Below are 23,775 nucleotides of genomic sequence, written 5' to 3' on the forward strand. Positions count from 1 at the left end.
AAAATATACGGATTCTAGCCATTGCCACCGTCTTCTGGGTGTCGCGCCGCGAGGGACTAATTTATTAAGCTCATAACTTCTTTTGTCCGCTCCAAAATATCCAACCGTTCAGAAACGCTGCTTGTTGGCGGTACCTGTACTTTGACGCCGTAGTAGGAAGCATGTCCTCGTGCCGCTTCCACGCATTCAACAACCCGATCAGGGGTCAGCCAGGAAACCGGTTCGGTCTCCACCAACGGCAGATGAGTATCCGCCCAGCCAGGACCATAAACGCTATCCTCGCCGCCGGCACCAGAAATCATCACGCCCCCAAGTACCCCAGCAGCAACGAGCTTTTCGACGTGCTCACGTGGACGGCCAGCATCTCGACTCTCAATGACGCTACGTCCCCAGTTGACGGTCACCCTTAGCCCTAACTCCCGGGCAATGCGGGCCTCTGTTTCAAGGGTCAAAAAGCGTTTCTCCCCGGGGTATTCCGGCACATACGCATCGCAATGCTCAATCACCAGATCCAATCCCAATCCGCGATCCTTGAGTTCACTCAGCGACTGCGCAAACGCGTCTTCTTGAGCAGTCACGGAAGGCGCAGAATGTACATGGAGCGTAGATATGGTTCGTTGGCCAGTGAGATCATTGAGCCGATGGGCTCTCTCCACAGCTATCAACGCATGATCAATAGCTGCTTGCCTTCCTTCGGCGACAGGAGAGGCAAGACCAAAAGTGGGGGAGGACCCTAAACGTTGCATTGTTCCCGGGATCAACGTGAGAACTGAATCCTCAAATCTGTGGGTAAAGTGTTCCGCCTGCCATTCAATGGGGTCAAAGAGGTCTTCCCGAAAAGGAATTTCCAGAGCGGATGCGATTCCCCGGTCAGCCAGTCCTGCATAAAACTGCTCTTGTTCGTCTCTTGCAGAAGGCACTGCCGCATAAGCGCCCACTACAAAGCGACGCGTAGTTTCCTCAATTGCCATACCCACATTTTAGTTGAGAAACCAAAGACGTAGGACGTCTGATGTCAAATTTTTTAGAGATGATTACCACGCATAATAAAGGGCCGGGCCAACCACACACGGCCAGCCCAGCCCTTTATTTAACAGGAGAAATTTTACGCTTAGCTCTTCCTAGCAGACTCCACCCCAGTAGCGGATACGCTATTGCCTGCGGCATCGTCCGCAAGTTCCTGCACAGGCTCCTTAGAGTCAATGCCCGCAATGGCTGCCGCAAGACCAAGATCATCAGCGTCGTCCAGATCGTGGCGGGAGATAGATCCCTTTGCAAATTTATCCACCACCATCGCAATAGCACCGTCACCAGTAACGTTACAAGCAGTGCCGAAGGAATCAATAGCAATATAAGCAGCGATCATGAGAGCCACTTGGTCATCATTAAACCCAAGGCTGGAGGACAAAAGCCCAACCGCAGCCATGATTGCACCGCCGGGAACGCCCGGCGCTGCGACCATCGTAACGCCCAACATCAAAATGAACCCGAGTGCGGTTGCTAAAGGAATATCCATACCGTTCATAAACATGATGGCAAACGCGAACAACGTAATTTTCATCATTGAGCCGGACAAATGGATAGTCGCGCACAATGGAATTACAAAGCCCGCCACCGACTTGCTCACACCATTTTTCAGGGAAGACTCGTAGGTCACGGGGATAGTCGCAGCGGAAGATGACGTACCCAGAGCCGTAAAGTAAGCCGGCATCATGTTCTTAAGGGAGCTCAGCGGGTTCTTTCCGGCAATGGCACCCGCAAAGAAGAATTGCAGGACAAGAAGCACAAAACTCATAAAGATCGCCAGAACCAAGACCTTGGCAAAGGCCGTGAGAACATTGGCAAGATTTCCGTTCATCCCCAGGGAAAGGAACATGCCAAAGATATAGATAGGCAGCAGCGGAACGATAAAGGAGGAGATAACCTTCATCACCACGCGACGCAAATCTGCCACGCCAGAATAAAGCGTGTCGGACTTAACCGAAGTCATAGCTACGCCCACCACAAAGGCGAGAATTAAGGCAGTCATCACGGGCATCGGGGCAGGCATTTCCACGCTGATATAAGGAGACAAAGCGCCTTCTTCAATATCAGACGCCTGCACATTGTGCTGACCGGCCAAAAGCTTCGGATAAACGGAATTGGCCACACCCCAGGAAATCAGACCAGAGACGAGCGCAGAACAATAAGCAATTCCAGTGGTAATCGCTAGCCACTTACCGGCGCCACGCCCAAGACCTGCAATGGCAGGAGTAATGAGCGAGAAGATCAGAACCGGAATGAAGAACCCCAAGAAATTTCCAAAGAGGCCATTGAAGGTCACAAAAATTCGAGCTACCCCGTCAGGGAAGAAAAAGCTGCACACAATGCCCAGGATGATCGCCACGATAATCCTGAACAGCAGCGAGGAAGAAAGACGCTTTATGTTCATAAGTTTGCCTACACTATGGAAGGAGGTACGAGGGACATACTGTTCCCTGCGCGACTGGCGTGCCGCCTGGGTTGTGAACTAACTTACGCGGTTACCGATGGAATTCATATTTTCCATAGGTCTCATATATCAAAATTTTTCCTCAGTGTCGTTGCAGAAAATCGCGCAAAATTCCATCCACCTGCCACTTTTATGTAAATTTTCAAAAAAGCTGCGTTGCCCCATCTAGCGCTTTTCGGTTTTTCCAGGTTTCACGTGAAACATAGACTTCCGCCATTCCCCTCACATGAGGGAACGTGGGCCATACGTCGCAACATGCTAGCTTGAAAAAATTTTAAACTTGCCAACGCTTCCACGGCACCCGGCCGGCAAAGTATTCAGCCGGACCGAGAAGCTAGAAATATGCCGCATTTATCAATGGACCGTACGCCAGCAGCCAGGAACACATACAGACTTCGCATACACAATAAGAAAGCGCTATAGCTTTGCTATACCCTTAAAGAGACCCCAGGACCCTTAAAGGGATCCCAGGACGGAGAACAAAAGTAGCGTTTCACAGGAAGGAGCCATCCATGCCTCGTTGGCCCCTCCGAAAAATTTATCACCACTTACAAGCACTCAAACCCCTAACTTTGCCATCATCTCAAAAACCCGTAGAGGGGGAAGCTTCCCCCTCCCGCCACCGACGTAAGTTAGCCGCGACAGTGTTTTTAGGGACGTTCACAGCCCTGAAAAAATTTTGTGAAGAAACCTCAGCAAAGAAGGGGATAAAGGTTCCTTGTGAAGGTATCTCCACGATCCCGAACAGAACTTTGAATGAGAAATCTCCGGACGCTACTACACTTGAAAACTTTGATCAGATGTCGATCAAAGCTGCCGAAAAAGTTATCACTTCTTATTCCACCAGCTTCTCTTTTGCCACTTATGTCCTTGAACCGGAGTTACGCACCGACATCCGAAACCTCTATGCCATGGTGCGCACGGCAGATGAGATCGTTGATGGCACCGCCCGCGCAGCAGGCCTTACCCCAATACAGACTGCAAAGCTTCTCACACACTACGAGCGCGAGGTGATTCTAGCCCCCACTCAGAGACTGCACGTAGATCCTGTGATGCACGCCTATGCCATTTCCGCTCGTCGGTGTCAGTTTAAGCAAGAACATGTACGCGCCTTTTTCGCTTCTATGCGCAGAGATATCACTAGCGGTGAATGCACTACAGACGAGGACTATCACGGTTACATCTATGGCTCCGCTGAAGTTATCGGCCTCATGTGTCTATCTGCTTTCTTGGTAAAACGCCCCAGCTCACGCTCGCAGGACGCTGATCAACGCACATACTCCTATTCCCAGAAGGAACTCGACATCATGGGCGAGGGTGCACGCGCTCTGGGGGCGGCGTTCCAAAAAGTAAATTTTCTCCGCGATTGGCAAGAGGACTCAACTCACCTGGGGCGACATTATTTTCCCGGCGCTCCCAGTCTCCTCACCGATTCTTTTAAACAAACAATCATTGCGGATATTCGCACAGATCTAACAGCTGCCTTTCAAGCCATACCGCTCTTGCCAGATTCCGCCAAGGCAGGAGTAACAGCTGCTGCAGAATTATTCACCGAACTAACCAATATCCTTGAGGCAACGAGCGCAGCTGAGATTATGAAGAATCGCGCGAGCGTCCCCCTCCTCACAAAAATGAAAATCATGGCGCGCGCTCTTATTAAAGCCCGGAAGTTTCATCCGTTAGCAAACACGCGTCTTACCTCTTAAAAACCCGCCGCTCGATTGGAAAGATAAAGATGCCGATTATCCCCTCTAAAAAAGCCATCGTTATCGGAGCAGGCGCCGCGGGTTTAGCCACTGCTGCATTACTCTCGTGCGAGGGATACTCGGTAACGGTTGTGGAAAAAAATGAGGGGATCGGGGGACGCGCCGGAGACCTTTATTACAAAGGTTTCCGTTGGGATACTGGCCCATCGTGGTATCTCATGCCCGACGCATTTGAGCATTTCTTTGCGTTGCTTGGTAGCGCCGTCGAACAGGAATATACACTCGAAGAGTTACAGCCAGCGTATCGGCTTTTTGCAGAAAATAACCCATCACAGGCGGCCGAGCGTATCGACGTCTCCAGCGATCCCACTGCGCTAGCAAACTATTTTGAATCGGTAGAGCCTGGAGCGGGGGTGAAACTTTATCAGCATCTTGCCAGCGCAAGCACCACTTATCGCATTGCTGTAGATCGTTTTCTTTATACCAATTTCACGTCTCTCCGGCCGTTTTTGCACCGGGATGTTCTTAGGCGTCTCCATATCTTGATCAAACTGCTCACGCAGTCCCTTCACACGATGGTGAACAAGCGTTTTCAAGATCACCGTTTAAGGCAAATTTTGTCTTATCCCGCTGTCTTTCTTTCCTCCCGACCAGAAGAAGCACCGTCGATATATCACCTTATGAGCCATACCGACATCGTCCAGGGAGTGAGGTACCCGGCTAACGGATTTGCCGGTGTTATGGAGGCAATATATCGCCATGCACTCAACAGAGACGCTCGTTTCCTTTTTAATACCGACGTTCTAGAGATCACTACACACAGCATGAACCGTGGACTAACTCAGCACGAAAAACTCGCACAGGCCACTGGGGTGTTGATAAAGAGAAACGATGGTTCGAAAGAGCATCTTCAAGCAGACATCGTGGTCTCCTGTGCCGATTTGCATCACACTGAGACGCAGCTTTTGCCACAACACCTCCGTAGCTATGATGCCGACTATTTTTCCCGCCGCAATCCCGGCGTGGGCACAGTAGTGGTACTAGCGGGAGTCAAAGGATCATTACCGCAGCTTAAACATCACAATTTATTTTTTAGCAAAGACTGGTCGACCGATTTTGACGCCGTGTTTCACGCCGATGCTCACGGTGTAGCCTCGGAATCTATCTATGTGTCCAAGCCTTCACACACAGACCCACACGTAGCACCTCCGGGTCACGAGAATCTTTTTATTTTGATTCCGGTCTCAGCACAGCTAGATATTGGGCATGGCAACGCCTACGGGAGCGCCGAGTCCACGGCAGTACGCACTATTGCCGATCACGCCATCGAATCTATTGCGCATAAGGCGGGTATACCTGATTTATCCTCGCGCATTGTTGTACAAAAAACGATTGGTCCTGCCGATTTCGCAGATCGCTATCACGCATGGCTCGGTGGATCCATCGGACCGGCACATACGCTGAGACAATCTGCATTTTTCCGAGGACGCAATGTGTCTCAAAAGGTAAAAAATCTGTATTACGCGGGGGCAACTACTGTCCCAGGAGTTGGTATTCCGATGTGCCTTATTTCTGCTGAAAACGTGATTAAGCGACTCAGAGACGACACCAGCGCTGGACCACTATCGGAACCCCTCGATCCACAACAAACTTCGATGTAGATCCCCTAGCTATTTAACCAATAAGCAAACCCCGACTACAGTGATCGGCATGACTGTAGTCGGCACGCTTTTGGCCATCATAGCTATCGCCCTTATCATCATCGGCGCCTTGGCATGGACACGCCGCCTTCCCGGAAATTCATACGTGGGGATTCGGGTACCCGAGGTACGTAAAACTCAAGAGCTATGGACCACCGCACATCAAGTCGCCGGACCCCTATGGGTTGTCGGCGGTATTGCTGTTGGTATCGCCGCAACCTTGTGTTTTGCGCCTTCTGGATGGTTGCACCTCATGTCCATCATTGCCGTCCTCGCAGGCATCTTATTTGTGAGCATTGGGGCTAATGTGGGCGCGCGTGCGGCATCGCTTCTCGACGCCCAAGCCGATGCCATAGCCGCCTCAGAGTCCACGTGCTGCAGTGCGGGGGGATCAGCGGACGTAGAGGATGAGACGCAGACGTCGACAAGCTTTACTCCCGATCTGGAAGCATTACGACGTGCAGCGCAGGCTTCCGATAACTAATTAACCTTGCGCTCGCTCAGGCGCATGCGTATGGTTCAATTTTATGAAGAACATGAATGCACATTGGTGGTGGCTCGCATAGCAGCGAGCTACGCAATTGTGCATCCCAAAGCTCGCTTGAAAATTCCCAAGCGGGCTTTTTTATATCTATAAGCTCTAGTCACAAGGCCCGCGGCGGGAGAAATTACCCGAGAAATGCAAAGGCACTATGACTACACACACTATTTTTCACGTTGATAGACGGTCAGTTCGCTACCACGAGGACGCCGCCGCACTCTTTGCAGAGTTGGGAGGAACGACCACTTCCCATTCCGTGCTGTTGGAATCTGCGGACGTAGAATCCAAAAGAAATACGATGTGCATCGCTACCCTCACTGGAGCGGTGTGCGTTACGTGTTCCGGTCAAACAGTCACTGCAACTCCGCTGACCCCCACTGGACATAAAATCACTGATCGTTTGTGTGAACAGCTTGCAGAACACTTAACAGAACGAGACCAAAATGGGGAAGCAACCTTTGTTTTCACTAAGGCTCACGAGTCTGATGAGCGTGAACGCTTAACGGGTATAAGCAATGCAGAAGTACTCCGAAAGCTCCAACTTGCGGCTGGATACAGAGGAAAAGAACTACCCATGCTTTCCGGCGGCTTTGCCTTTGACTATGTGGAAACTTTTGAGATTCTACCACCAGTTGGGGCAGGGGAGAATGCTTATCCGGATTATCAATTCCTAGTGGCAGAGACTCTGCTTATTATCGATCACCTTAAACGTGAGGCCTTTATCGAGGCTGTGGATATTGACGCAGACAATCTGAACAGTCGACTTAATCTACTAACAAAGAAGATTTCTGATGACGTATCAGCTTCGGTTGTAGATGAAGTTGCAAGGGTGAAGGATCTGCACGTGCAGACCAGTACGAGCGACTCGCAATTTTGTGCGCATGTAGAGGAACTCAAAAAGAGCATTCATAGCGGCGACGTCTACCAGGTAGTCCCGGCGCGATCATTCTCTGTATCGTGCAATAACGCTTACGCAGCGTATCTTAAACTTCGGCAATCCAACCCAAGCCCATATATGTTCTACGTGCGAGGACAGCTAGCAACAAACAATATTGCGCACAATGATAATGAAATTTCCGATAAGACCTATGAGATTATCGGGGCATCACCCGAGTCTAATTTAAAATTCGATGCAACAACACGGAAGATTCAGCTATACCCAATCGCCGGCACCCGACCTCGGGGTCTCAATCCTGACGGCAGCGTTAACCACGAGTTAGATGTCCGATTAGAGCTGGATATGCGGACCAACGCGAAGGAAATTGCAGAACATACTATGTTGGTTGATCTTGCGCGCAATGATTTAGCCAGAGTAGCGGTTCCTGCAACAAGGAAAGTTTCCGAGCTTCTAAGCGTGGATAAATACTCGCGGGTGATGCATCTTGTCAGCAGAGTGAGTGCCATCCTACATCCGGATTTTGATGCTATCGACGCCTACCGAGCCTGCATGAACATGGGAACGCTCAGCGGTGCACCTAAATTGCGCGCAATAGAATTACTTCGCGGTGTTGAGCGCCGACGGAGGGGATCCTATGGAGGAGCCATCGGTTATCTACGCGGTGACGGAGCAATGGACACCTGCATAGTTATTCGCTCCGCTTTTATCCATAATGGCACTGCCGTTGTACAGGCAGGAGCCGGGGTAGTGCGGGATTCCCTACCACAGGCAGAGGCCGATGAAACCCTACATAAAGCATACGCAGTACTCAATGCCCTTGCCGCGGCACAGAGTGCAGAACCAAAGGTGAACCGCTCATGAACTCGACCGACACTCACGTAGTACTTCTAGATAACCACGACTCTTTTGTTTATAACCTGCTCGATGCCTTTGCTGTCGCAGGCTATCGCTGCACTGTCTTCCGCAACTCAGTAGGGATAAAAGAGATTCTGGCAGCCAAGCCAGATATCATTTGTCTTTCCCCAGGCCCTGGCCATCCTCGAGATGCAGGTTGCATGATGGAACTTATCGATCAAACGTTGGGCCACATCCCAGTCCTTGGCATTTGCCTAGGATTCCAGGCACTCCTAGAGCACTTTGGGGGAGATGTCCGCGCATGTGGCCCCGTTCATGGAATCACAGATCTTATGAAGCTGAATAAGCAAGGCTTGCAGAGCCCCATATTTCACGGCCTGACCGTTGACGGCTTTCCCGGTAGCCAGAAGGGTGAGCATGTTCCCGTAGCTCGTTATCATTCCCTCGGATGCACGGAAGCCCCAAAGGAATTAACCGTGTTGGGCACTTGCCCTTCACTCATTGGGCCAGTGGCAATGGCAGCCGAAGCACGGGCACATGCCGCTGTGGGATTGCAATTTCATCCCGAGTCAATATTAAGCCCTTCCGGACCGATCATCTTACAGCGCTGCATCGCCCATCTTTCCCAATACGTCAAGGACCATAATTAACGTCACGTGACGTTAATCTTAGGTACAAAAACATTAGGACAATCATGACCAGTGAAACCACGAAGAAAAAACTGATTGCGTATTTTGACACTCCACATCCCACCGTGGAAGAGGCCATAGAGGTTTTTACCCCCTTAACAATTGGCGACTACGACGATGTCCACATAGCAGCACTCTTGGCCACCATACGCACACGCGGTGAAACCTACGCAGATATTGCCGGGGCCGCACATGCATTCCTCGCTGCAGGGCGACCTTTCCCTATCACAGGTTCCGGATTAATGGACACCGCAGGCACCGGAGGAGATGGTGCAAATACTATCAATGTGACCACGGCAGCTTCTCTCGTAGCAGCATCTGGGGGAGTGCAAATGGTCAAATGCGGTAACCGCTCAGTCTCTTCCAAATCTGGATCAGCTGATGTTTTAGAGGCGCTTAACATTCCACTAGATCTAGACCCCGACCGTGCCGTCCGACAATTCCAAGCCTCTAATTTCACATTTCTTTTCGCCCCGGCCTACAACCCGGCAGTAGCTCACGTACAACCTGTCCGAAAAGCTCTGAGAGTCCCCACTCTTTTTAATGTCTTAGGACCGCTACTTTCTCCGGCGCGCCCCGAATTTCAGCTGATGGGCATTGCTAATCCCGCGCTTGGCCCCATCATCGCTAAGGTATTCCGCAACCTAGGGCGTACTCGAGCCCTGGTAGTCCACGGCTCTGGCATAGACGAGGTCGCTGTACATGGCCCTACCACCGTATGGGAACTCGATCACGGCACCATCACTAATTATGAAGTCACACCAGAAGAACTTGGAATCCAGCGCCATAACCTTACCGAGCTGGAGGGTGGAGACGGCGCGGAAAATGCTGCTTTGATGCGTGCCACGTTTGCAGGCCAGGGAAACCCCGCGCATAGGGATGCCATCGCAGCTACTGCCGGAGCAATTTTCTATACCGCAAATCTAGTGGAATCTCTGCGTGAAGGAACCGAGAAAGCCAAAAAGCTGATTAAAGACGGACACGTACAACAATGGCTAGCGACCCATGAGGAAGCCGATTATGCAAAATAATGTGCCCATGCCCACGGTTCTAGAAGAAATCGTTAATACGCGAAGATCACACATCCAAGAGATCAGCGCGCGCATTTCACATATAAACCCGCTCCGGCTACCGAGGTCCACAAAGTCCCTTTTTCAGGCGCTTGGAGGTTCTATCAACGGGGGAGCAGCCTCGCGTCGTCAAGCTTATTCCAACGCATCCACCAGAGCACCGCACTTTATTATGGAATGCAAATCTGCATCACCATCATTAGGCACAATCCGTACCGACTATTCCCCGGGAGATATTGCACGCATTTATTCTCGATATGCTTCTGCAATTTCCGTTCTTTGTGAACCCGACAAGTTCAACGGCGACTACGACCACTTGGCCACTGTCGCGGCTTCCACGCATTTGCCGGTCTTATGCAAGGACTTTATCGTCGACCCTGTGCAGGTTCAGGCTGCTCGTTACTTTGGCGCGGACGCGGTCTTGCTCATGCTTAGCGTGCTTGACGACGCCACCTACCTCTCACTTTCTAGCGAAGCCGAACGTCTCGGACTCGATGTGCTCACCGAAGTAATAAACGAAGAAGAAGTAAAAAGGGGTATTCGTCTCGGGGCTAAGATATTTGGCGTTAATCACCGCAACCTACACGATCTCAGCATCGACCTTTCCCGCTCCTCACAGCTAGAGCCTCTCATTCCAGAAAACGCCGTATTAGTATCAGAATCTGGCATCAAAACAAATGAGACCGTTAGACAACTAGCTGGACATTCCGACGCTTTCCTTGTGGGCTCCCAGCTCACCAGCCACAGCAACATTGACTCCGCCTCCCGTTCACTCGTTTACGGAACCAATAAGGTATGCGGTCTCACCACGGCTTCCGCAGCGCAGAATGCTCGCGCAGTTGGCGCAACACACGGGGGGCTAATTTTTGAAGACTCTAGCCCCCGCAATGTTTCACGTGAAACCGCCGAAAAAATCATTGCAGCGGAGCCCAACCTGAACTACGTTGCAGTGAGCAGACGCGACCATGGATGGGAGGAAATACTTCTTCCAGAAATTACGAGTCTCCAAATCCATGCCCCATACCAGGGATCCATAGCAGGGGAGAGGGCGCTCATCGATAATGCCCGTCGGGAGCTTCAAAAAGCGGGAAGGGAAGATGTCTCCATCTGGAGAGCTGTGTCCATGACACTTCCAGAGGGAGCCGCCACCGCTACCGCACTGACGGATGACGTAGATATGTTGCTTCTCGACGCCGGCATTGGAGGCACCGGAACATCGTTTAATTGGGAAAAAATCACGCCAGATATAGCCCCTAAAGCGATCCTGGCAGGAGGTCTTAACCTCGACAATCTTCCTGAAGCTTTAAAGGCAGGATGTGCCGGCCTGGATCTCAATTCTGGTTTCGAGTACCCATCCACCGCTGGGTCATGGTCTGGGATGAAAGATTCCGGATTGCTACGGCAAGCGTTCTCCAAGATCCGGAATTTTCATTATTAGCCCAATTTTTCACACCCATCCCTTGCGCTCATCACTAAAGACGTTTAGATTATTGCCTATGAGATATGCACTAAACATCTGGTGGTGGCGCGCTTACTAGGCGGGCCCTCGAGTGCTATCTATTTCTCTGGCCCGCACCATGCGGGCCGTTTTTCTTTTTGGGTATCTCCCCGGCCACGAGCCCGCGATCAATCACATCCCTATCGCGCAAAGGAAGTCCCATGTTCTCCTCTTGTATCAGCGTCTTTTCCTCACCACGGGGAGCGGGCAGCAGTCTATCGAATTTCCCGTGCCAATCAGCATCACACCGAAGCGTAAAAAAGCGATGGTGCGGTTTCACGTGAAACGTTGATCTATGACATCGCACCTCGAAATTCTCAATCAAAGGATAGACAATGACACTTTCTTACAACAAAACCACTCAGCAAACACTCCTTCCTGCATACTTTGGGGAGTTCGGCGGACAGTTTGTCCCCGAGTCACTCCTTCCAGCGCTTGATCAGCTTGAAAAAGCTTTTGTCGAGGCCCAAGAAGACCCACACTTTCACAAAGAACTAGCGGGCTATCTCAAAGACTATTTGGGAAGACCAACTCCATTAACGGAATGCTCCAAGCTACCTTTACAGGGAAAAGGTAAGGGATATGCGCGCATCTTCCTTAAACGCGAAGACCTTGTTCACGGTGGAGCACATAAAACAAACCAAGTTATCGGCCAGGCTCTTTTAGCTAAGAGGATGGGTAAAAAGCGCATCATCGCAGAAACTGGTGCCGGGCAACATGGGACAGCAACCGCCCTTGCATGCGCACTTTTAAACCTCGAATGCGTCATTTACATGGGAGCTAAAGACGTGGAACGTCAACAGCCCAATGTGTATCGCATGGAGCTTATGGGAGCTACTGTGGTGTCCGTAGATTCAGGTTCCGGGACACTCAAAGATGCGGTTAATGAGGCCCTGCGCGATTGGACCGCAACGTTCCACGAATCCCATTATCTGCTCGGTACGGCAGCCGGACCTCATCCGTTTCCCACGATCGTCCGAGAATTTCATCGTGTCATTTCAGAGGAAGCTAAAGCACAGATGCTTGAGCGCACCGGCGGACTCCCGGATGTTGTGGTTGCTTGCGTGGGCGGAGGCTCCAACGCAATAGGTATGTTTGCAGACTTCATTGAGGATGCATCTGTAGAACTCGTTGGTGCGGAACCCGGCGGTGAGGGATTATCGTCCGGAAAGCACGGTGCAACCATTAACAATGGACGTATCGGTATCCTGCACGGCGCCAAAAGCTATTTGATGCGAAATTCTGATGGTCAAGTGGAAGAATCCTATTCCATTTCCGCCGGGCTGGATTATCCCGGAGTCGGTCCACAGCACGCGCACCTATCACAGTCTGGGCGAGCCACCTATGTGGCCATCACAGATGCCGAGGCGCTTGAAGCCTTCCAATTACTTTCCCGTGAAGAGGGAATCATTCCAGCATTAGAGTCCAGCCACGCCCTCGCATATGCGTTGAAAAGAGCTGCCCTCGCGGAGGATGAGGGTAAGAATATCACCATATTGGTCTCCCTTTCAGGGCGTGGCGATAAAGACATCGATCACATTCGCAAGACTCTAGCTGCCAACCCCGAGCTTTCCCTCAAGGACTAATCATGAACCGTTACCACAATCTTTTTACCCGGCTAGAACAATCCAATGAGGGTGCCTTTGTTCCCTTCATCATGCTTGGAGACCCCACCCCTGAAGCATCATTATCAATCATCCGTACCGCCGTCAGTGCCGGCGCAGACGCCCTTGAGCTTGGGATCCCATTCTCAGACCCAGTAGCTGACGGGCCTACCATTCAGCGTTCTCATCTCCGCGCCCTGGATAATGGGGCAACGGTTGATTCCTCATTAAAGCTCATCTCTCACATTCGTTCAGAATTCCCCGAACTACCCATCGGCCTCTTGATTTATGGCAACGTTCCATTTACCCGTGGACTAGATAGCTTCTATCAAGAATTTGCCGCAGCCGGCGCCGATTCCATTTTGCTTCCCGACGTTCCCGTGAGGGAGGGGGGAGCCTTCATCGCAGCGGCACAGAGAGCGAGAATCGCACCCATTTTCATCGCCCCGGCACAGGCGTCTGAAGAGACCCTCCATGCAGTAGCAACACATTCCGAGGGATACATCTATGCAATTTCTCGTGATGGAGTTACCGGAACGGAACGAGAATCTTCCACCAGTGGTCTCATCGATGTAGTAAACAACATCAATAAATTCGGCGGAGCGCCGGTACTTCTAGGGTTCGGAATTTCCACGCCTCAGCATGTCCGTGAAGCGATAGATGCCGGCGCCAGGGGAGTAATCACTGGATCCGCAATCACTGCGATTATTGAAAGACACTGCATCGGCCAACATCCTGCACCCGCAACAATCGATGACATGTCTGCACTGCAATCGGAGATTTTCGCTTTCATCTCAGAAATGAAAGCGGCGACTCGCAGATAAGCTTATAACTTCCTAGGTCAAACAACGGAGGTTTCACGTGAAACCTCCACCCCTACAACCTAGGCAGCCCGTGACCATTAGTGACTGCTTCACGTTTTCGGTGTAATACTGGTTTCATGACTACCCATGACTCCACATCTTCAGCAAGTCAAGGCCCCAGGTGTACAAGGCGCATGTTCCTGCTCGGTATCGCAACCACTTTTGCGGGAGCTGTGCTTGCAGCCTGCGGCGGCGATAAAACTAAAGCCAAGGAAATAGCGCTTTCTGACGTACCTGTGGGTGGCGCCACCATAGTCGATGATTTCATCATTGCTCAACCGGCTGCGGGAGAATACAAAGCATATTCCACCGATTGTCCCCATCAGCATGCAAAAATTACGATTGTTCAAGGAGACACCGTGAAGTGCCCAAAGCACGGCTCAATCTTTAGTATCAAAGATGGCGGTGTTGTCCAAGGCCCCTCGAAAGACCCGCTCGTAGCAAAACCTCTTGAAGTATCCGGGGATAAAGCAAAGATCTCTTAACATTTGTTGTACTGAGAGCCACACTGCGAGCATTCCGATCTAAACTCAAAGAATGCTCGCCAAAATCAAGAATCTTGACCCACTCCTCGTTCTCATAGCGTTGGCGGTCATCATTGCAATTTTCTTTCCAGCCCGCGGCGGTTTTGCCGATGCTTTTTCCATCGCAACCAAGATTGCAATTGCTTTACTCTTTTTCCTATACGGAGCTCGACTCTCCACCAAAGAAGCCCTCGATGGTCTGAAAAACTGGAAGCTGCACTTAACAATCCTCGCTTTTACGTTTGTTGTGTTCCCATTAATAGGCATAGCACTCAAGCCTTTGGATATGCTCACTTCCAGTGAGATTTATATGGGTATTCTTTACCTCACTCTGGTTCCTTCCACCGTTCAGTCTTCCGTAGCTTTCGCCTCTATCGCACGAGGAAACGTCGCAGGGTCCATTGTCAGTGCTTCCGCGTCCAATCTCATCGGTGTTTTTGCTACCCCTTTGCTAGTGGCAGTGCTCATGACCGCAGAGGGCGGAATGTATATTGACGCCGGAGTTTTTCTGGATATTGCCATCCAACTGTTTCTGCCTTTTGTTCTTGGTCAACTGCTGCAGAAGTGGGTTAAAGATTTTGCCGCAAATAAAGCAACAAAATCTGTAGATCGCGGATCCATTGCGATGGTGGTTTATTCTGCGTTTTCCGCAGGAATCGTCGCTGGAATCTGGTCATCCGTCAAGGTGTGGGAGGTACTTTTCCTTGTTGTTTTCTCGATCGCATTAGTCACTTTTATGTTGTGGTTGACCAAATTCAGTGCACACAAGCTCGGCTTTAATCGTGAGGATATGATCGCCATACAATTTTGTGGCACAAAGAAATCTCTCGCGTCTGGACTGCCCATGGCCGCCGTAATATTTGGGGGAGCAGACCTAGGCCTGCTTATTCTTCCGCTGATGATCTTCCATCAGGTACAGCTCATGATGTGTTCCTGGCTCGCTTCCCGCTATGCTCGAAACTTGCCAGAAAACCTCAACTAAAACCACTGCTTTCAGGAGACCCTATGGCTTCTTATCTTTATGTGCAGACACTAATGTCTATCCCCGGCGTAGGAACAAGCAATCATATTGCAGAGTTAGAACCCATCAACGCCACCGAATGCCTTTTACACAGGCTTCTTGAAGTAGATCCCGCCAATGCGGTCTGTGGGGCAGCTCGTGGCAAAACGGTAGTGGGAATGGCGGCACCACCACACAGCACAGTCCCACACCCAGAGAGTTATGCAGACTTTCCAGACATTGAAGCCTCATACTTATCATCAGAAGAATTTGAAGCGCTTTGGTCTGAAGCAGTAGCAAAATTCCCTGAGATACACTAAGAAAATCGGCTTCCCAACATCTGTACTTGTGCTGGAAAGCCGATTTTTGCGTGTTAAAGACGGAAAAGGATCACCACACCAGGTTGACCAAAAACATATAGAAAACTGTTCCACCGATGATGGATAAGCCACAGTCCTTCCGCCACCAGTGCAAAAGCAACGTCACAGCTGTGGCAATGAGCGCAGGAAGAAGGCCTCCCGTAGCGCCTCGCGCATTAGAAAGCGTGTACATAACTAACACCACCATCACACCCACAGGCATGGTTATCGCGAGCATGGACATCAACGCACTGCCTTTAAGGAGCTTAACCGCGGAAAAAGGAAGCCACCGAAGCATAAAAGTAATAACAGCCGCTGGCAAAAGCACGATAAGCACAGAGGAAAGTGTGACCCCATCGGGCAAACCCAACTGAGCAAGTGTCATTTCTTCACCTTCCAGGTCAGGGCAGCGTCTAAGCGTGGCTGAGTACTACGCACGAACAGCAAGAGAAAATAAGCAACGAGCGCAATGATGAGCATCTTCTGCGTAGAAATCAGTGCTGCAATTATGGATAAGACAATGGCAAAAAACGGCAATGACCAATCTTGATTATTGCGGAATGATTCCCAAGCCAGAACCACAAAAAGCGCCGTGAGAGCAAACTCCATTCCTTGAATCCCTTGCGGTAGGGCTGCACCTGCTAGCGCCCCAGCAACGCCCGACAACACCCATAGAGCATGGCAAAAAACTTGGATCGTCAGCAAGCGACTACTGGAGATGTTTCCAGCTTCTGGACGAGCCGAGACAATCGCATAGGCCTCGTCAGTAAGCGAATATGTGGAATACACCCTGCCAATAACCGATTTTATTCGGTCACGCGGGTACGTGAGCCCATAAAAGATATGACGGAAATTCACCATAAAAGCTGTGATCGCCGCGGACACAGGCCCCGCTCCACCAGTAACAAGCGTCAGCGCAAGAAACTCCATTGAGCCTGCATAAATCACAATGGAAAAGATTGGCGCCCACCACCAGGCAAATCCCGATTGCGTCACCAGTAAACCAAAAGCAAGGCCTAGGGGAATAAGCCCTAAGGCAACGGCCCAAGATTCTTTAATCCCGGCGCGAATTTCGAACGATGTTTCACGTGAAACCATCACAACCTCTTTTGTTAATATTCCTCCCAAAAGGCGAACACCAAGGAGATAGGACTAGAAGAAACCGAGTGCCCGTCCCATACGGAACGCGACACTCGCAAGAAAAAACTCACATAGGAGCCAGATATAACCCTAAGCTAAAACTTAGTTTTCCGATACGTCCATAGGATACGTCGAATACAAGGGGAGTGGCATCGGCTGGCGCCGCATTACATCACCCCAAACATCCACATTTCCAGCAGCAGTCACATCGGAAGACAAAGCGGGCGCAACATACCATTCACCCTTTTCAATCTCTTCATTCAATTGCCCTGGTTCCCATTCTGCATAACCGGCAAAAAGACGCAGTCCCGAAAGATCTGCGGCTACATCTTCCGGTTGCGTACGCAGATCTACGTGCACCAATCTATTAGCCAAACGATTGAAATGCGGATGCGAAACGATATCCACTCCGGGTGCAGAGACCCCTATCCCTATAACCCCTTGCTGATTAAGGGGACCACCTATATAAAGAGCCTGAGGTTTAGAAACCAAAGGAGCCCATTCCGGCATGACGTTAAACACGGCGACGTCGCTGCGGGACGCAAGGTTTACGCCGAACGTGGTTGCCTCATTATGCTCAAGAAGCAAAATGACACTCCGAGCAAACACGGGATCCTCCATGGAAGGCGCTGCAATGAGCAGCATCCCCGGAGCCGGTTGATTGCGCTCCATAGCGTTGAACAACCGATCTGCATACATATCCTGCACCTTCCTTATTTCCTTCTAGGACCCCGACTCGGATGCATCGGCATTACTGTGGCTTTGCAACCACCATGCTTTGAGCTCCGCAATAGCTTCTTCACTAGGCAAAGGACCACGTTCTAGCCGTAGCTCTTTCAAAAAAGACCATGCCCTACCCACATCAGGACCAGGTTGAAGATCAAGTATCTTCATAATCTCGTTTCCATCGAGGTCGGGACGCACTCGTTGAAGATCTTCCCGTTCCGCGATTTCCGCGATTCTCTCCTCCAGATGATCATATGTTCGCTGGAGTCGAGCTGCCTTCTTCTTGTTGCGTGTTGTGCAATCCGCACGGACAAGTTTATGCAATTTAGAAAGTAGGGGACCGGCATCCGTTACATAACGGCGCACAGCGGAATCTGTCCATTCCCCCTCACTAAACCCATGGAATCGCATATGCAGGCGAATAAGGTCACTTACATCATTCACCATCTGCTTGGAGTATTTGAGGGCCCGCATACGCGCACGCATGATTCGGGCACCCACAATTTCATGGTGATGAAAGCTGACTTTCCCTTCATCCGTGAACGCCCTAGTGTCAGGCTTGCCACAATCATGCATGAGTGAGGCCCATCGCAGTACCACATCCGGGCCGTCTTCTTCTTGTTCCATAGCCTGGCGCAATACCGTAAGCGAATGCAGATACACATCCTTGTGCTGCCTGTGTTCGTCCTGGGTAAGACGCAGCGCTGGAATTTCCGGAATGATGCGCTCTGCGAGTCCCGTGTCCACCATGAGGTCAATGCCATCCCATGGGGCCCGCCCACAAAGTAATTTATCCAGCTCCACTTGTATACGTTCCACGGTGATGCGATCTATCTGATCTGCCATCTGCGTCATGGCATTATCAACGCGGTCAGCAACAGAAAATTCTAGTTGCGAGACAAACCTGGCGGCACGAAGCATACGCAATGGATCATCATTAAAGCTCTGCTCAGGCAGAGAAGGGGTGTCTAAAACTTTTTTCACCAGGTCATCCATGCCTTTGACAGGATCATGGAACGTCATTTCTCCAGTAGGATGCACTTCCACGGCCATGGCGTTCACCCGAAAGTCTCTCCGAATGAGGTCGCCCTCCAATGAATCGCCGAACTGCACCTCCGGATTTCTCGTTTTCCCGTCATATACGTCTGAACGGAACGTGGTTATCTCTATTTGTTGCCCATCTTTTTCTGCAGACACCGTTCCAAACTCGATACCGGTATCCCACACTACAGAGGTGTAGTCGTTGAGAATCTCCATCACAGTCTCTGGTCGAGCATCTGTGGTGAAGTCCAGGTCGTTGCCAAGCTCATCAAGAAGGGCATCTCGCACAGAACCTCCTACGAGGTAAAGGCGATGCCCACGCTTTTGAAAAAGCTGCGCAAGGGGAGCTAACAGAGGAGAAAGATCTGCCAATGTTTTTTGCGCACGAGCAAGAAGCTCAATTCGGTCCGGAGAACCGATTGCCGAAGTCCCCTCGACAGAGCTGGCATCATAGGGGGCAACAGAGGACGCGGCGAGAGATGGGTTCACTACCCCTGCGGTATGCGAACCATCATTAGTAATGATTGCGTGCTGCTTACTCTGTAAATTCACGCGCATGAGTCTACCTGCTTGGCTCTAGTACCATTATATTTCCGCACTACGCCCCAGTTAGATAACGTTTATCGTATATCTACCCCACACATCGACATGGTGCTTTCGCCAGCCTTGCCGGCCAACTTTCCTTATAAAGACTCATAAATAGTGATTAACTCACCACTTATTTCAACTAGTCCTCCCCATTCAGATGGGCTATACCTCACTTATATTTATTAAAGTTATAGTGGTCACGTCTACTTTCAGGCCTGCGACAAATCTTCCACTTTTGGGCCAAGATACCCACTTTCTTCCCTATTTGTTAAGCAGAAGTATGGCTAAATACACCACAAAAGCTGACCACGATTACTCTTTTCTTTTAAAGAAGCGGTTCAAAGGTACCTTCTCCAGGTTGAAAAGGATACGATCAGCGAGATGAGCGAAAACGAACAATCGCGCCTGAGTTCGGTGAATTCTACAGAATCCACCGCTCCACGGCGCAGAAGACGCACGCGGTCACGCCGTCTTGGCAGTGATCAGACAGGGCGCTCTTCGCAGTCACATCGAACTGCAGAAGGGGGCCGCGCTTCCGCAACCCAGCAATCGGAGAAAAAGCGCGCTGATTCACAACGCAACGCTAACGCTCAGACTTCCGGCGAGGAGCGCGCGTCGAAAAGCAAAAAGAGCTCGTCTCAAGAAAACGCTCACGGCAGCTCTTCCCGCGGGCAGAAAACTAACAAGGCCCACAAGTCCAGTAAATCCCGTAAAAACGGCTCCCGCTCAACTACATCGCGGAGTGCTGCGAAACGCAAGGAGAATCAAGGAACAACCACACCTCAGGCACACGAGTCTGGGGATAATGAATCTCGCGCTACTCGACGCAAACGACGCACAAGGACGGGACAGCGCACCGCTCAGCGCTCCACACCCACGTCCACATCCACACTGGAAAATAAGCGTCGCCGACGTCGCCCACAAAACGCTCATCGATCAAAAAATAGTCGCGCTAGCCTCCGCAACCAGTATCAAACGTCCAAAATAAATACCCGTGATGAAACCTCTGCGGGTGGTCTGGTGATCTCTGGACTGGCTGAGGCAGTTGATAACAACAATAACGTTGATCTTTCCCGCATTTATGTGGCCCTCATTGGGCGGCTCGATAGAAGAGGCCGCCTTTTGTGGTCCATGCCTAAAGGCCACGTCGAACCCGGCGAAGACAAAGGCAAGACCGCGGAGCGTGAAGTATGGGAAGAGACCGGAATCCACGGCGAAGTTTTCGCGGATCTTGGCACGATTGATTATTGGTTTGTGTCTGAGGGCGTGCGCATCCACAAGACAGTTCACCATCACTTACTGCGGTACGTCGATGGCGACCTCAACGATGAAGATCCGGAGGTTACTGAGGTCTCTTGGATCCCCGCCGACGAGCTCATTGAACATTTTGCTTATGCTGATGAACGCAAACTCGCCCGCATTGCACACGATTTGATTCCGGAATATGCCATTAAAGAGAAGGCAGAGGGAAGGAAAACCCCACGGTGAGCAAGACTAACCTCACCAAACTACTCAGCGGACACACGGATTTAAACACCGCTGAGCTTTTGGCGACGAATCCAACGGGGGTTTTCCCACTATCTGTGCTGTCTCGTGCGGGAGCAGCATTGCTTGCACTTTCCCTGTGTAGTGCCACAATCGCGCACGCGCCGCAAGCTGCCGCAGATGCACTGCCGCTATCTCCAATGGGCCCGACTTCTAATCGGTGGATCAACCCGGATGTGCGTTCAATCGACGTTAACGCCAAGGTCAAAGTGCAGATCCTTAAAGTCGATTCGCATGTTCAGCTCGGCGAAAAAATACAGCTTTCTCTTCGCATCATTAATAATTCGGACTCACCGATCGATCAGAGTTCCGCAAAAATTGTAGCCCGCCACGCCGACGCAGAGCCTACCGTTGCTGGCGCCCGTACTATTCTTGCGGCAGCCCCTTCCTCCTACCCATACCTTGCACACCCGATACCGCTCCAATCGAAGATTGCACCTGGCAGTTCTAAAGACATAGACGTCAGCATAGATACCGGGTCGGATGCGCTCGGAGGACTACAACTGCGGTCTTCCGGTGTGTATCCCATATTGATCGGGCTGCACGATGCCTCGGGCAATATTTACAGCACCCAGCGATTCCTGCTCTCTGCATCCGCCACGGGTAAACCCGCGAGCGTAACACCGGAACCAAAGCGACTCAGCATGGTCCTACCTCTGACCGCGGAAGTCGATATCGTTGGCGGGGAGACAGGCGAGGCGCCCGAACGAGCTCCACTCATCATGCGTTCAGAAGCACTGACTGAAGAGATTGCACATGGTGGCCGCTTAGATCAGCTTCTCGACGCCTACCTTGCCGCCCGTACATTAACACCAGAGATCAGCACAGCAAGTTGTTTAGCCATCGATCCGCAATTTCTCGATGTCACTCGGCGTATGTCCGAGGGCTATAGCGTAGCGGCACAACGTCCCAGCTCAGTATCGGAGAATAGGCGCCTCCGCGACTCCTGGAACTTTGAGGACGAAACAGAAACGACCATCCCCGGCAAAGGGCAAAAAGCCGCCACCGATTGGCTGGCCAAATTAGAAAAAGCTACAGAAGGTACCTGTACTGTGGCTATGCCGTGGGCTAATGCTGACCTCAACGCCGTGGCTAAGACCAACAACCCGTGGCTGATGCGAGAGGCCCTCCAGCGAGGGGCCGGAGTGATTAAGGATGTACTGGGAATCACCCCAGAGTCCAACATTGTGATCCCTGGTACGGGTTACATCACGGCACAGGCAGCAGCCACCCTGGGTTGGGCTGATCAAAAAGAAAGCACAGACGGAACAAACCCCCCAGCTACCAGTGATATCAGTGCGGCATGGGAGGCGATAAAGGCTAAGGAAACTAAGTCTCAACCGGATGAAGGTTCACTCAAGGAATCCCCAGCTAAGGATTCTGAGGCCTCGCTGGATAGTATCCGTGATTCCATTGCTCCCACCACTGCTCCCACTGCGCAGGTGCCGGTTTCCGTTCTTGTCGCAGATAATACCGTGTGGCAGGCGCCCAAGGTAGATCGTTTTGGCCAGCTAGCTGCTGGAATACGTTCTGTTTCATATCAAGGTTCATTGTCTGCCACACTTGCTCAGGCATCCCCAAAGCCAGTGACAGCGGGATACGGTAATTACGATATTCGCTTTGATTACTCGCTGGACTCAGAGGCCGCTCGGATGGCTACCGGTGCAGCTGCTATCGATGCAGCTGTTGCGGAAAATTCCCAGCCCACTCTGTTGATGATGCCCACGTCGATCCGAAATCCTCGTTCTTGGCTCGACGTAGTCTCTACTCTTTTGCAGGAGCACTCGGCAGTACCGATGAGTCTGCGCGACTATGTCACCATGTCGCAGCAACAGGAGGAGGAACTTGCTGGGCGAACTGCAGCAGCGGCTGCGACGTCCGCAAATGGCGATGAATCATCCAGCAGTGTCTCCAGCAGTGGACTGGTAGAAGGCAGATACGGTGCTCCTTACGACGATCCAACGGTAGTTTCAGACACAGAGATTTTGAGGGCTCGTCAGCAATCGGATTACACCGATGACCTCACGCGCCTCATGTTTAATGACACCGCTATTGCTCTTTCTCCTTATAATTTCACTGCCCCATTACGGCAGGATCTCCTTCGTGCTCTCAGCGTTAACGGACGACGCTCCATCAATAGTTTTGATCAAAAGATCGCTCGGGCGACCGCTTTATCTAATGAGAACCGTGATGCCCTCACAGAGCTGCGCAGCTCCGTTACTTTGCTATCCCCAGGCAACGTATACACCAGACTTTCTCCTTCCTCGCCGCTACTTATCGCCGCAAAGAATGGACTTCCACTTCCCGTCGATGCACGCATTCGCTTCAACGGCCCTGAGGGAGCGTCAATTAAAGTCAAAGACAGTCTGCTCATCCCCGCAAAGGGTTCTATCACTGCGCAAATGATCGCGCAGCTTCCCGACGACGATGACCAGACCAACCTCAAATTATGGCTGGCCACCCCGACGGGTGCGGCGATCTCCAACCCTGTGACTATCGCGGTACAAACCCGATCTGGTTTTGTAGGACAGTCTGGGATCGCCCTCACCGTGGTCCTAGGACTCTTTGCTCTGTTGTTCTTGCGTTTCTTTGTCAAACGTAAACGTCGTCCGCAACGCGAAGTCAAAGCAACAACGAGTCCTCTTACTTCTCCAGCTTCAGCTACAAAACAACCCATACGAAGACCACGGCGCCGTAGTGAGGGATCGGTCCGCGATGGGGATCGCACCAGCGGTGATAGCAACTCGGATGATTCTGGGACAGGTCTTCAATCCTCGCAAACATAGCGTAGAGATGTCCCCCTTGAAACAGCTTTTGAGCTACAACAAGAACAATACTGATCGCCCCGGTCGTTCCCTTTGACGCCACACGAGTTTCAGTCCCTCCGACTCGTAAGAAACCGATGGCGGCGACTATAGAAAAGAAACAGGATTTCCA

At 51.2% G+C, this 23,775-nt stretch carries 20 protein-coding genes; 14 read left to right on the top strand and 6 right to left on the bottom strand.

The features are described 5' to 3' along the window. Positions 1-56: 56 nt before the first annotated feature. Complete coding sequence (locus CpATCC19410_RS10575; RefSeq protein WP_014401484.1) at positions 57-971, bottom strand: DUF4862 family protein; 915 nt, start codon at positions 969-971, stop codon at positions 57-59. Positions 972-1,111: 140 nt separating this feature from the next. Further along, positions 1,112-2,431 (bottom strand): dicarboxylate/amino acid:cation symporter, encoded by a 1,320-nt coding sequence (locus CpATCC19410_RS10580; RefSeq protein WP_013242933.1) that lies wholly within the window; start codon positions 2,429-2,431, stop codon positions 1,112-1,114. A 572-nt stretch (positions 2,432-3,003) separates the two neighbouring features. Between CpATCC19410_RS10580 and CpATCC19410_RS10585 the strand changes: the two genes are divergently transcribed. The 12 genes from CpATCC19410_RS10585 (at position 3,004) to CpATCC19410_RS10645 (ending at position 15,759) form a co-directional block, all read left to right on the top strand. After that, positions 3,004-4,197, top strand: coding sequence for a phytoene/squalene synthase family protein (locus CpATCC19410_RS10585; RefSeq protein WP_013242934.1), 1,194 nt, complete (start codon positions 3,004-3,006; stop codon positions 4,195-4,197). Between the two features lie 29 nt (positions 4,198-4,226). Further along, on the top strand, positions 4,227-5,858 hold the full coding sequence (crtI, locus tag CpATCC19410_RS10590; RefSeq protein ID WP_013242935.1) for a phytoene desaturase family protein: 1,632 nt from the start codon (positions 4,227-4,229) through the stop codon (positions 5,856-5,858). Between the two features lie 49 nt (positions 5,859-5,907). Beyond that, on the top strand, positions 5,908-6,381 hold the full coding sequence (locus CpATCC19410_RS10595) for an SdpI family protein (RefSeq protein WP_013242936.1): 474 nt from the start codon (positions 5,908-5,910) through the stop codon (positions 6,379-6,381). Positions 6,382-6,589: 208 nt separating this feature from the next. After that, a complete protein-coding gene (locus tag CpATCC19410_RS10600; protein WP_014401486.1) occupies positions 6,590-8,197 on the top strand; it encodes an anthranilate synthase component 1 in 1,608 nt (535 codons plus the stop codon). Continuing rightward, positions 8,194-8,841, top strand: a complete 648-nt coding sequence (locus tag CpATCC19410_RS10605; RefSeq protein WP_014401487.1) for an anthranilate synthase component II — start codon at positions 8,194-8,196, stop codon at positions 8,839-8,841. Before CpATCC19410_RS10600 ends, CpATCC19410_RS10605 begins: the two co-directional genes overlap by 4 nt. A 44-nt stretch (positions 8,842-8,885) precedes the next feature. Continuing rightward, positions 8,886-9,911 (top strand): anthranilate phosphoribosyltransferase, encoded by a 1,026-nt coding sequence (gene trpD, locus CpATCC19410_RS10610; protein ID WP_013242939.1) that lies wholly within the window; start codon positions 8,886-8,888, stop codon positions 9,909-9,911. Continuing rightward, entirely contained in the window at positions 9,901-11,388 is a 1,488-nt protein-coding gene (trpCF, locus tag CpATCC19410_RS10615) for a bifunctional indole-3-glycerol-phosphate synthase TrpC/phosphoribosylanthranilate isomerase TrpF (RefSeq protein WP_013242940.1), read from the top strand. The genes trpD and trpCF overlap by 11 nt, the downstream gene beginning before the upstream one ends. Positions 11,389-11,783: 395 nt before the next feature. After that, positions 11,784-13,034, top strand: coding sequence for a tryptophan synthase subunit beta (gene trpB / locus CpATCC19410_RS10625; RefSeq protein ID WP_013242941.1), 1,251 nt, complete (start codon positions 11,784-11,786; stop codon positions 13,032-13,034). 2 nt (positions 13,035-13,036) lie between these two features. Then, entirely contained in the window at positions 13,037-13,876 is an 840-nt protein-coding gene (gene trpA, locus CpATCC19410_RS10630) for a tryptophan synthase subunit alpha (RefSeq protein ID WP_013242942.1), read from the top strand. A gap of 173 nt (positions 13,877-14,049) precedes the next feature. Beyond that, a complete protein-coding gene (locus CpATCC19410_RS10635; RefSeq protein ID WP_013242943.1) occupies positions 14,050-14,400 on the top strand; it encodes a Rieske (2Fe-2S) protein in 351 nt (116 codons plus the stop codon). A gap of 52 nt (positions 14,401-14,452) precedes the next feature. Next, positions 14,453-15,421 (top strand): bile acid:sodium symporter family protein, encoded by a 969-nt coding sequence (locus CpATCC19410_RS10640; RefSeq protein ID WP_014401489.1) that lies wholly within the window; start codon positions 14,453-14,455, stop codon positions 15,419-15,421. 23 nt (positions 15,422-15,444) lie between these two features. Continuing rightward, on the top strand, positions 15,445-15,759 hold the full coding sequence (locus tag CpATCC19410_RS10645; protein WP_013242945.1) for a hypothetical protein: 315 nt from the start codon (positions 15,445-15,447) through the stop codon (positions 15,757-15,759). Between the two features lie 70 nt (positions 15,760-15,829). Here the strand turns inward: CpATCC19410_RS10645 and CpATCC19410_RS10650 are convergent, their stop codons facing one another. The 4 genes from CpATCC19410_RS10650 to CpATCC19410_RS10665 form a co-directional block, all read right to left on the bottom strand. Further along, positions 15,830-16,183, bottom strand: coding sequence for a branched-chain amino acid transporter permease (locus tag CpATCC19410_RS10650; protein WP_013242946.1), 354 nt, complete (start codon positions 16,181-16,183; stop codon positions 15,830-15,832). Next, positions 16,180-16,896 (bottom strand): AzlC family ABC transporter permease, encoded by a 717-nt coding sequence (locus tag CpATCC19410_RS10655; protein ID WP_013242947.1) that lies wholly within the window; start codon positions 16,894-16,896, stop codon positions 16,180-16,182. Before CpATCC19410_RS10655 ends, CpATCC19410_RS10650 begins: the two co-directional genes overlap by 4 nt. A 144-nt stretch (positions 16,897-17,040) precedes the next feature. After that, entirely contained in the window at positions 17,041-17,637 is a 597-nt protein-coding gene (locus CpATCC19410_RS10660; protein ID WP_013242948.1) for a YqgE/AlgH family protein, read from the bottom strand. A 24-nt stretch (positions 17,638-17,661) separates the two neighbouring features. Continuing rightward, on the bottom strand, positions 17,662-19,263 hold the full coding sequence (locus CpATCC19410_RS10665) for a CCA tRNA nucleotidyltransferase (protein ID WP_013242949.1): 1,602 nt from the start codon (positions 19,261-19,263) through the stop codon (positions 17,662-17,664). 411 nt (positions 19,264-19,674) lie between these two features. On the opposite strand from CpATCC19410_RS10665, the gene CpATCC19410_RS10670 reads away from it, so the two are divergent. Both CpATCC19410_RS10670 and CpATCC19410_RS10675 read left to right on the top strand, forming a co-directional pair. After that, positions 19,675-20,781: an NUDIX hydrolase gene (locus CpATCC19410_RS10670; RefSeq protein ID WP_013242950.1), complete on the top strand. Its 1,107-nt coding sequence runs from the start codon at positions 19,675-19,677 to the stop codon at positions 20,779-20,781. Next, a complete protein-coding gene (locus CpATCC19410_RS10675; RefSeq protein ID WP_013242951.1) occupies positions 20,778-23,624 on the top strand; it encodes a hypothetical protein in 2,847 nt (948 codons plus the stop codon). The genes CpATCC19410_RS10670 and CpATCC19410_RS10675 overlap by 4 nt, the downstream gene beginning before the upstream one ends. Positions 23,625-23,775 lie beyond the last annotated feature (151 nt).

The sequence above is a fragment of the Corynebacterium pseudotuberculosis genome (assembly GCF_002155265.1).
GTDB lineage: Bacteria > Actinomycetota > Actinomycetes > Mycobacteriales > Mycobacteriaceae > Corynebacterium > Corynebacterium pseudotuberculosis.

Excerpts from the sequence above, each read along its gene's own strand:
- CpATCC19410_RS10585 (WP_013242934.1), top strand. The coding sequence starts at position 3,004 with ATGCCTCGTTGGCCCCTCCGAAAAATTTATCACCACTTACAAGCACTC.
- trpD (WP_013242939.1), top strand. The coding sequence starts at position 8,886 with ATGACCAGTGAAACCACGAAGAAAAAACTGATTGCGTATTTTGACACT.
- CpATCC19410_RS10655 (WP_013242947.1), bottom strand. The coding sequence starts at position 16,896 with ATGGTTTCACGTGAAACATCGTTCGAAATTCGCGCCGGGATTAAAGAA.
- CpATCC19410_RS10635 (WP_013242943.1), top strand. The coding sequence starts at position 14,050 with ATGTTCCTGCTCGGTATCGCAACCACTTTTGCGGGAGCTGTGCTTGCA.
- CpATCC19410_RS10650 (WP_013242946.1), bottom strand. The coding sequence starts at position 16,183 with ATGACACTTGCTCAGTTGGGTTTGCCCGATGGGGTCACACTTTCCTCT.
- CpATCC19410_RS10605 (WP_014401487.1), top strand. The coding sequence starts at position 8,194 with ATGAACTCGACCGACACTCACGTAGTACTTCTAGATAACCACGACTCT.
- crtI (WP_013242935.1), top strand. The coding sequence starts at position 4,227 with ATGCCGATTATCCCCTCTAAAAAAGCCATCGTTATCGGAGCAGGCGCC.
- CpATCC19410_RS10575 (WP_014401484.1), bottom strand. The coding sequence starts at position 971 with ATGGCAATTGAGGAAACTACGCGTCGCTTTGTAGTGGGCGCTTATGCG.
- trpB (WP_013242941.1), top strand. The coding sequence starts at position 11,784 with ATGACACTTTCTTACAACAAAACCACTCAGCAAACACTCCTTCCTGCA.
- CpATCC19410_RS10580 (WP_013242933.1), bottom strand. The coding sequence starts at position 2,431 with ATGAACATAAAGCGTCTTTCTTCCTCGCTGCTGTTCAGGATTATCGTG.
- trpA (WP_013242942.1), top strand. The coding sequence starts at position 13,037 with ATGAACCGTTACCACAATCTTTTTACCCGGCTAGAACAATCCAATGAG.
- CpATCC19410_RS10660 (WP_013242948.1), bottom strand. The coding sequence starts at position 17,637 with ATGTATGCAGATCGGTTGTTCAACGCTATGGAGCGCAATCAACCGGCT.
- CpATCC19410_RS10600 (WP_014401486.1), top strand. The coding sequence starts at position 6,590 with ATGACTACACACACTATTTTTCACGTTGATAGACGGTCAGTTCGCTAC.
- CpATCC19410_RS10665 (WP_013242949.1), bottom strand. The coding sequence starts at position 19,263 with ATGCGCGTGAATTTACAGAGTAAGCAGCACGCAATCATTACTAATGAT.
- trpCF (WP_013242940.1), top strand. The coding sequence starts at position 9,901 with ATGCAAAATAATGTGCCCATGCCCACGGTTCTAGAAGAAATCGTTAAT.
- CpATCC19410_RS10595 (WP_013242936.1), top strand. The coding sequence starts at position 5,908 with ATGACTGTAGTCGGCACGCTTTTGGCCATCATAGCTATCGCCCTTATC.
- CpATCC19410_RS10645 (WP_013242945.1), top strand. The coding sequence starts at position 15,445 with ATGGCTTCTTATCTTTATGTGCAGACACTAATGTCTATCCCCGGCGTA.
- CpATCC19410_RS10640 (WP_014401489.1), top strand. The coding sequence starts at position 14,453 with ATGCTCGCCAAAATCAAGAATCTTGACCCACTCCTCGTTCTCATAGCG.
- CpATCC19410_RS10670 (WP_013242950.1), top strand. The coding sequence starts at position 19,675 with ATGAGCGAAAACGAACAATCGCGCCTGAGTTCGGTGAATTCTACAGAA.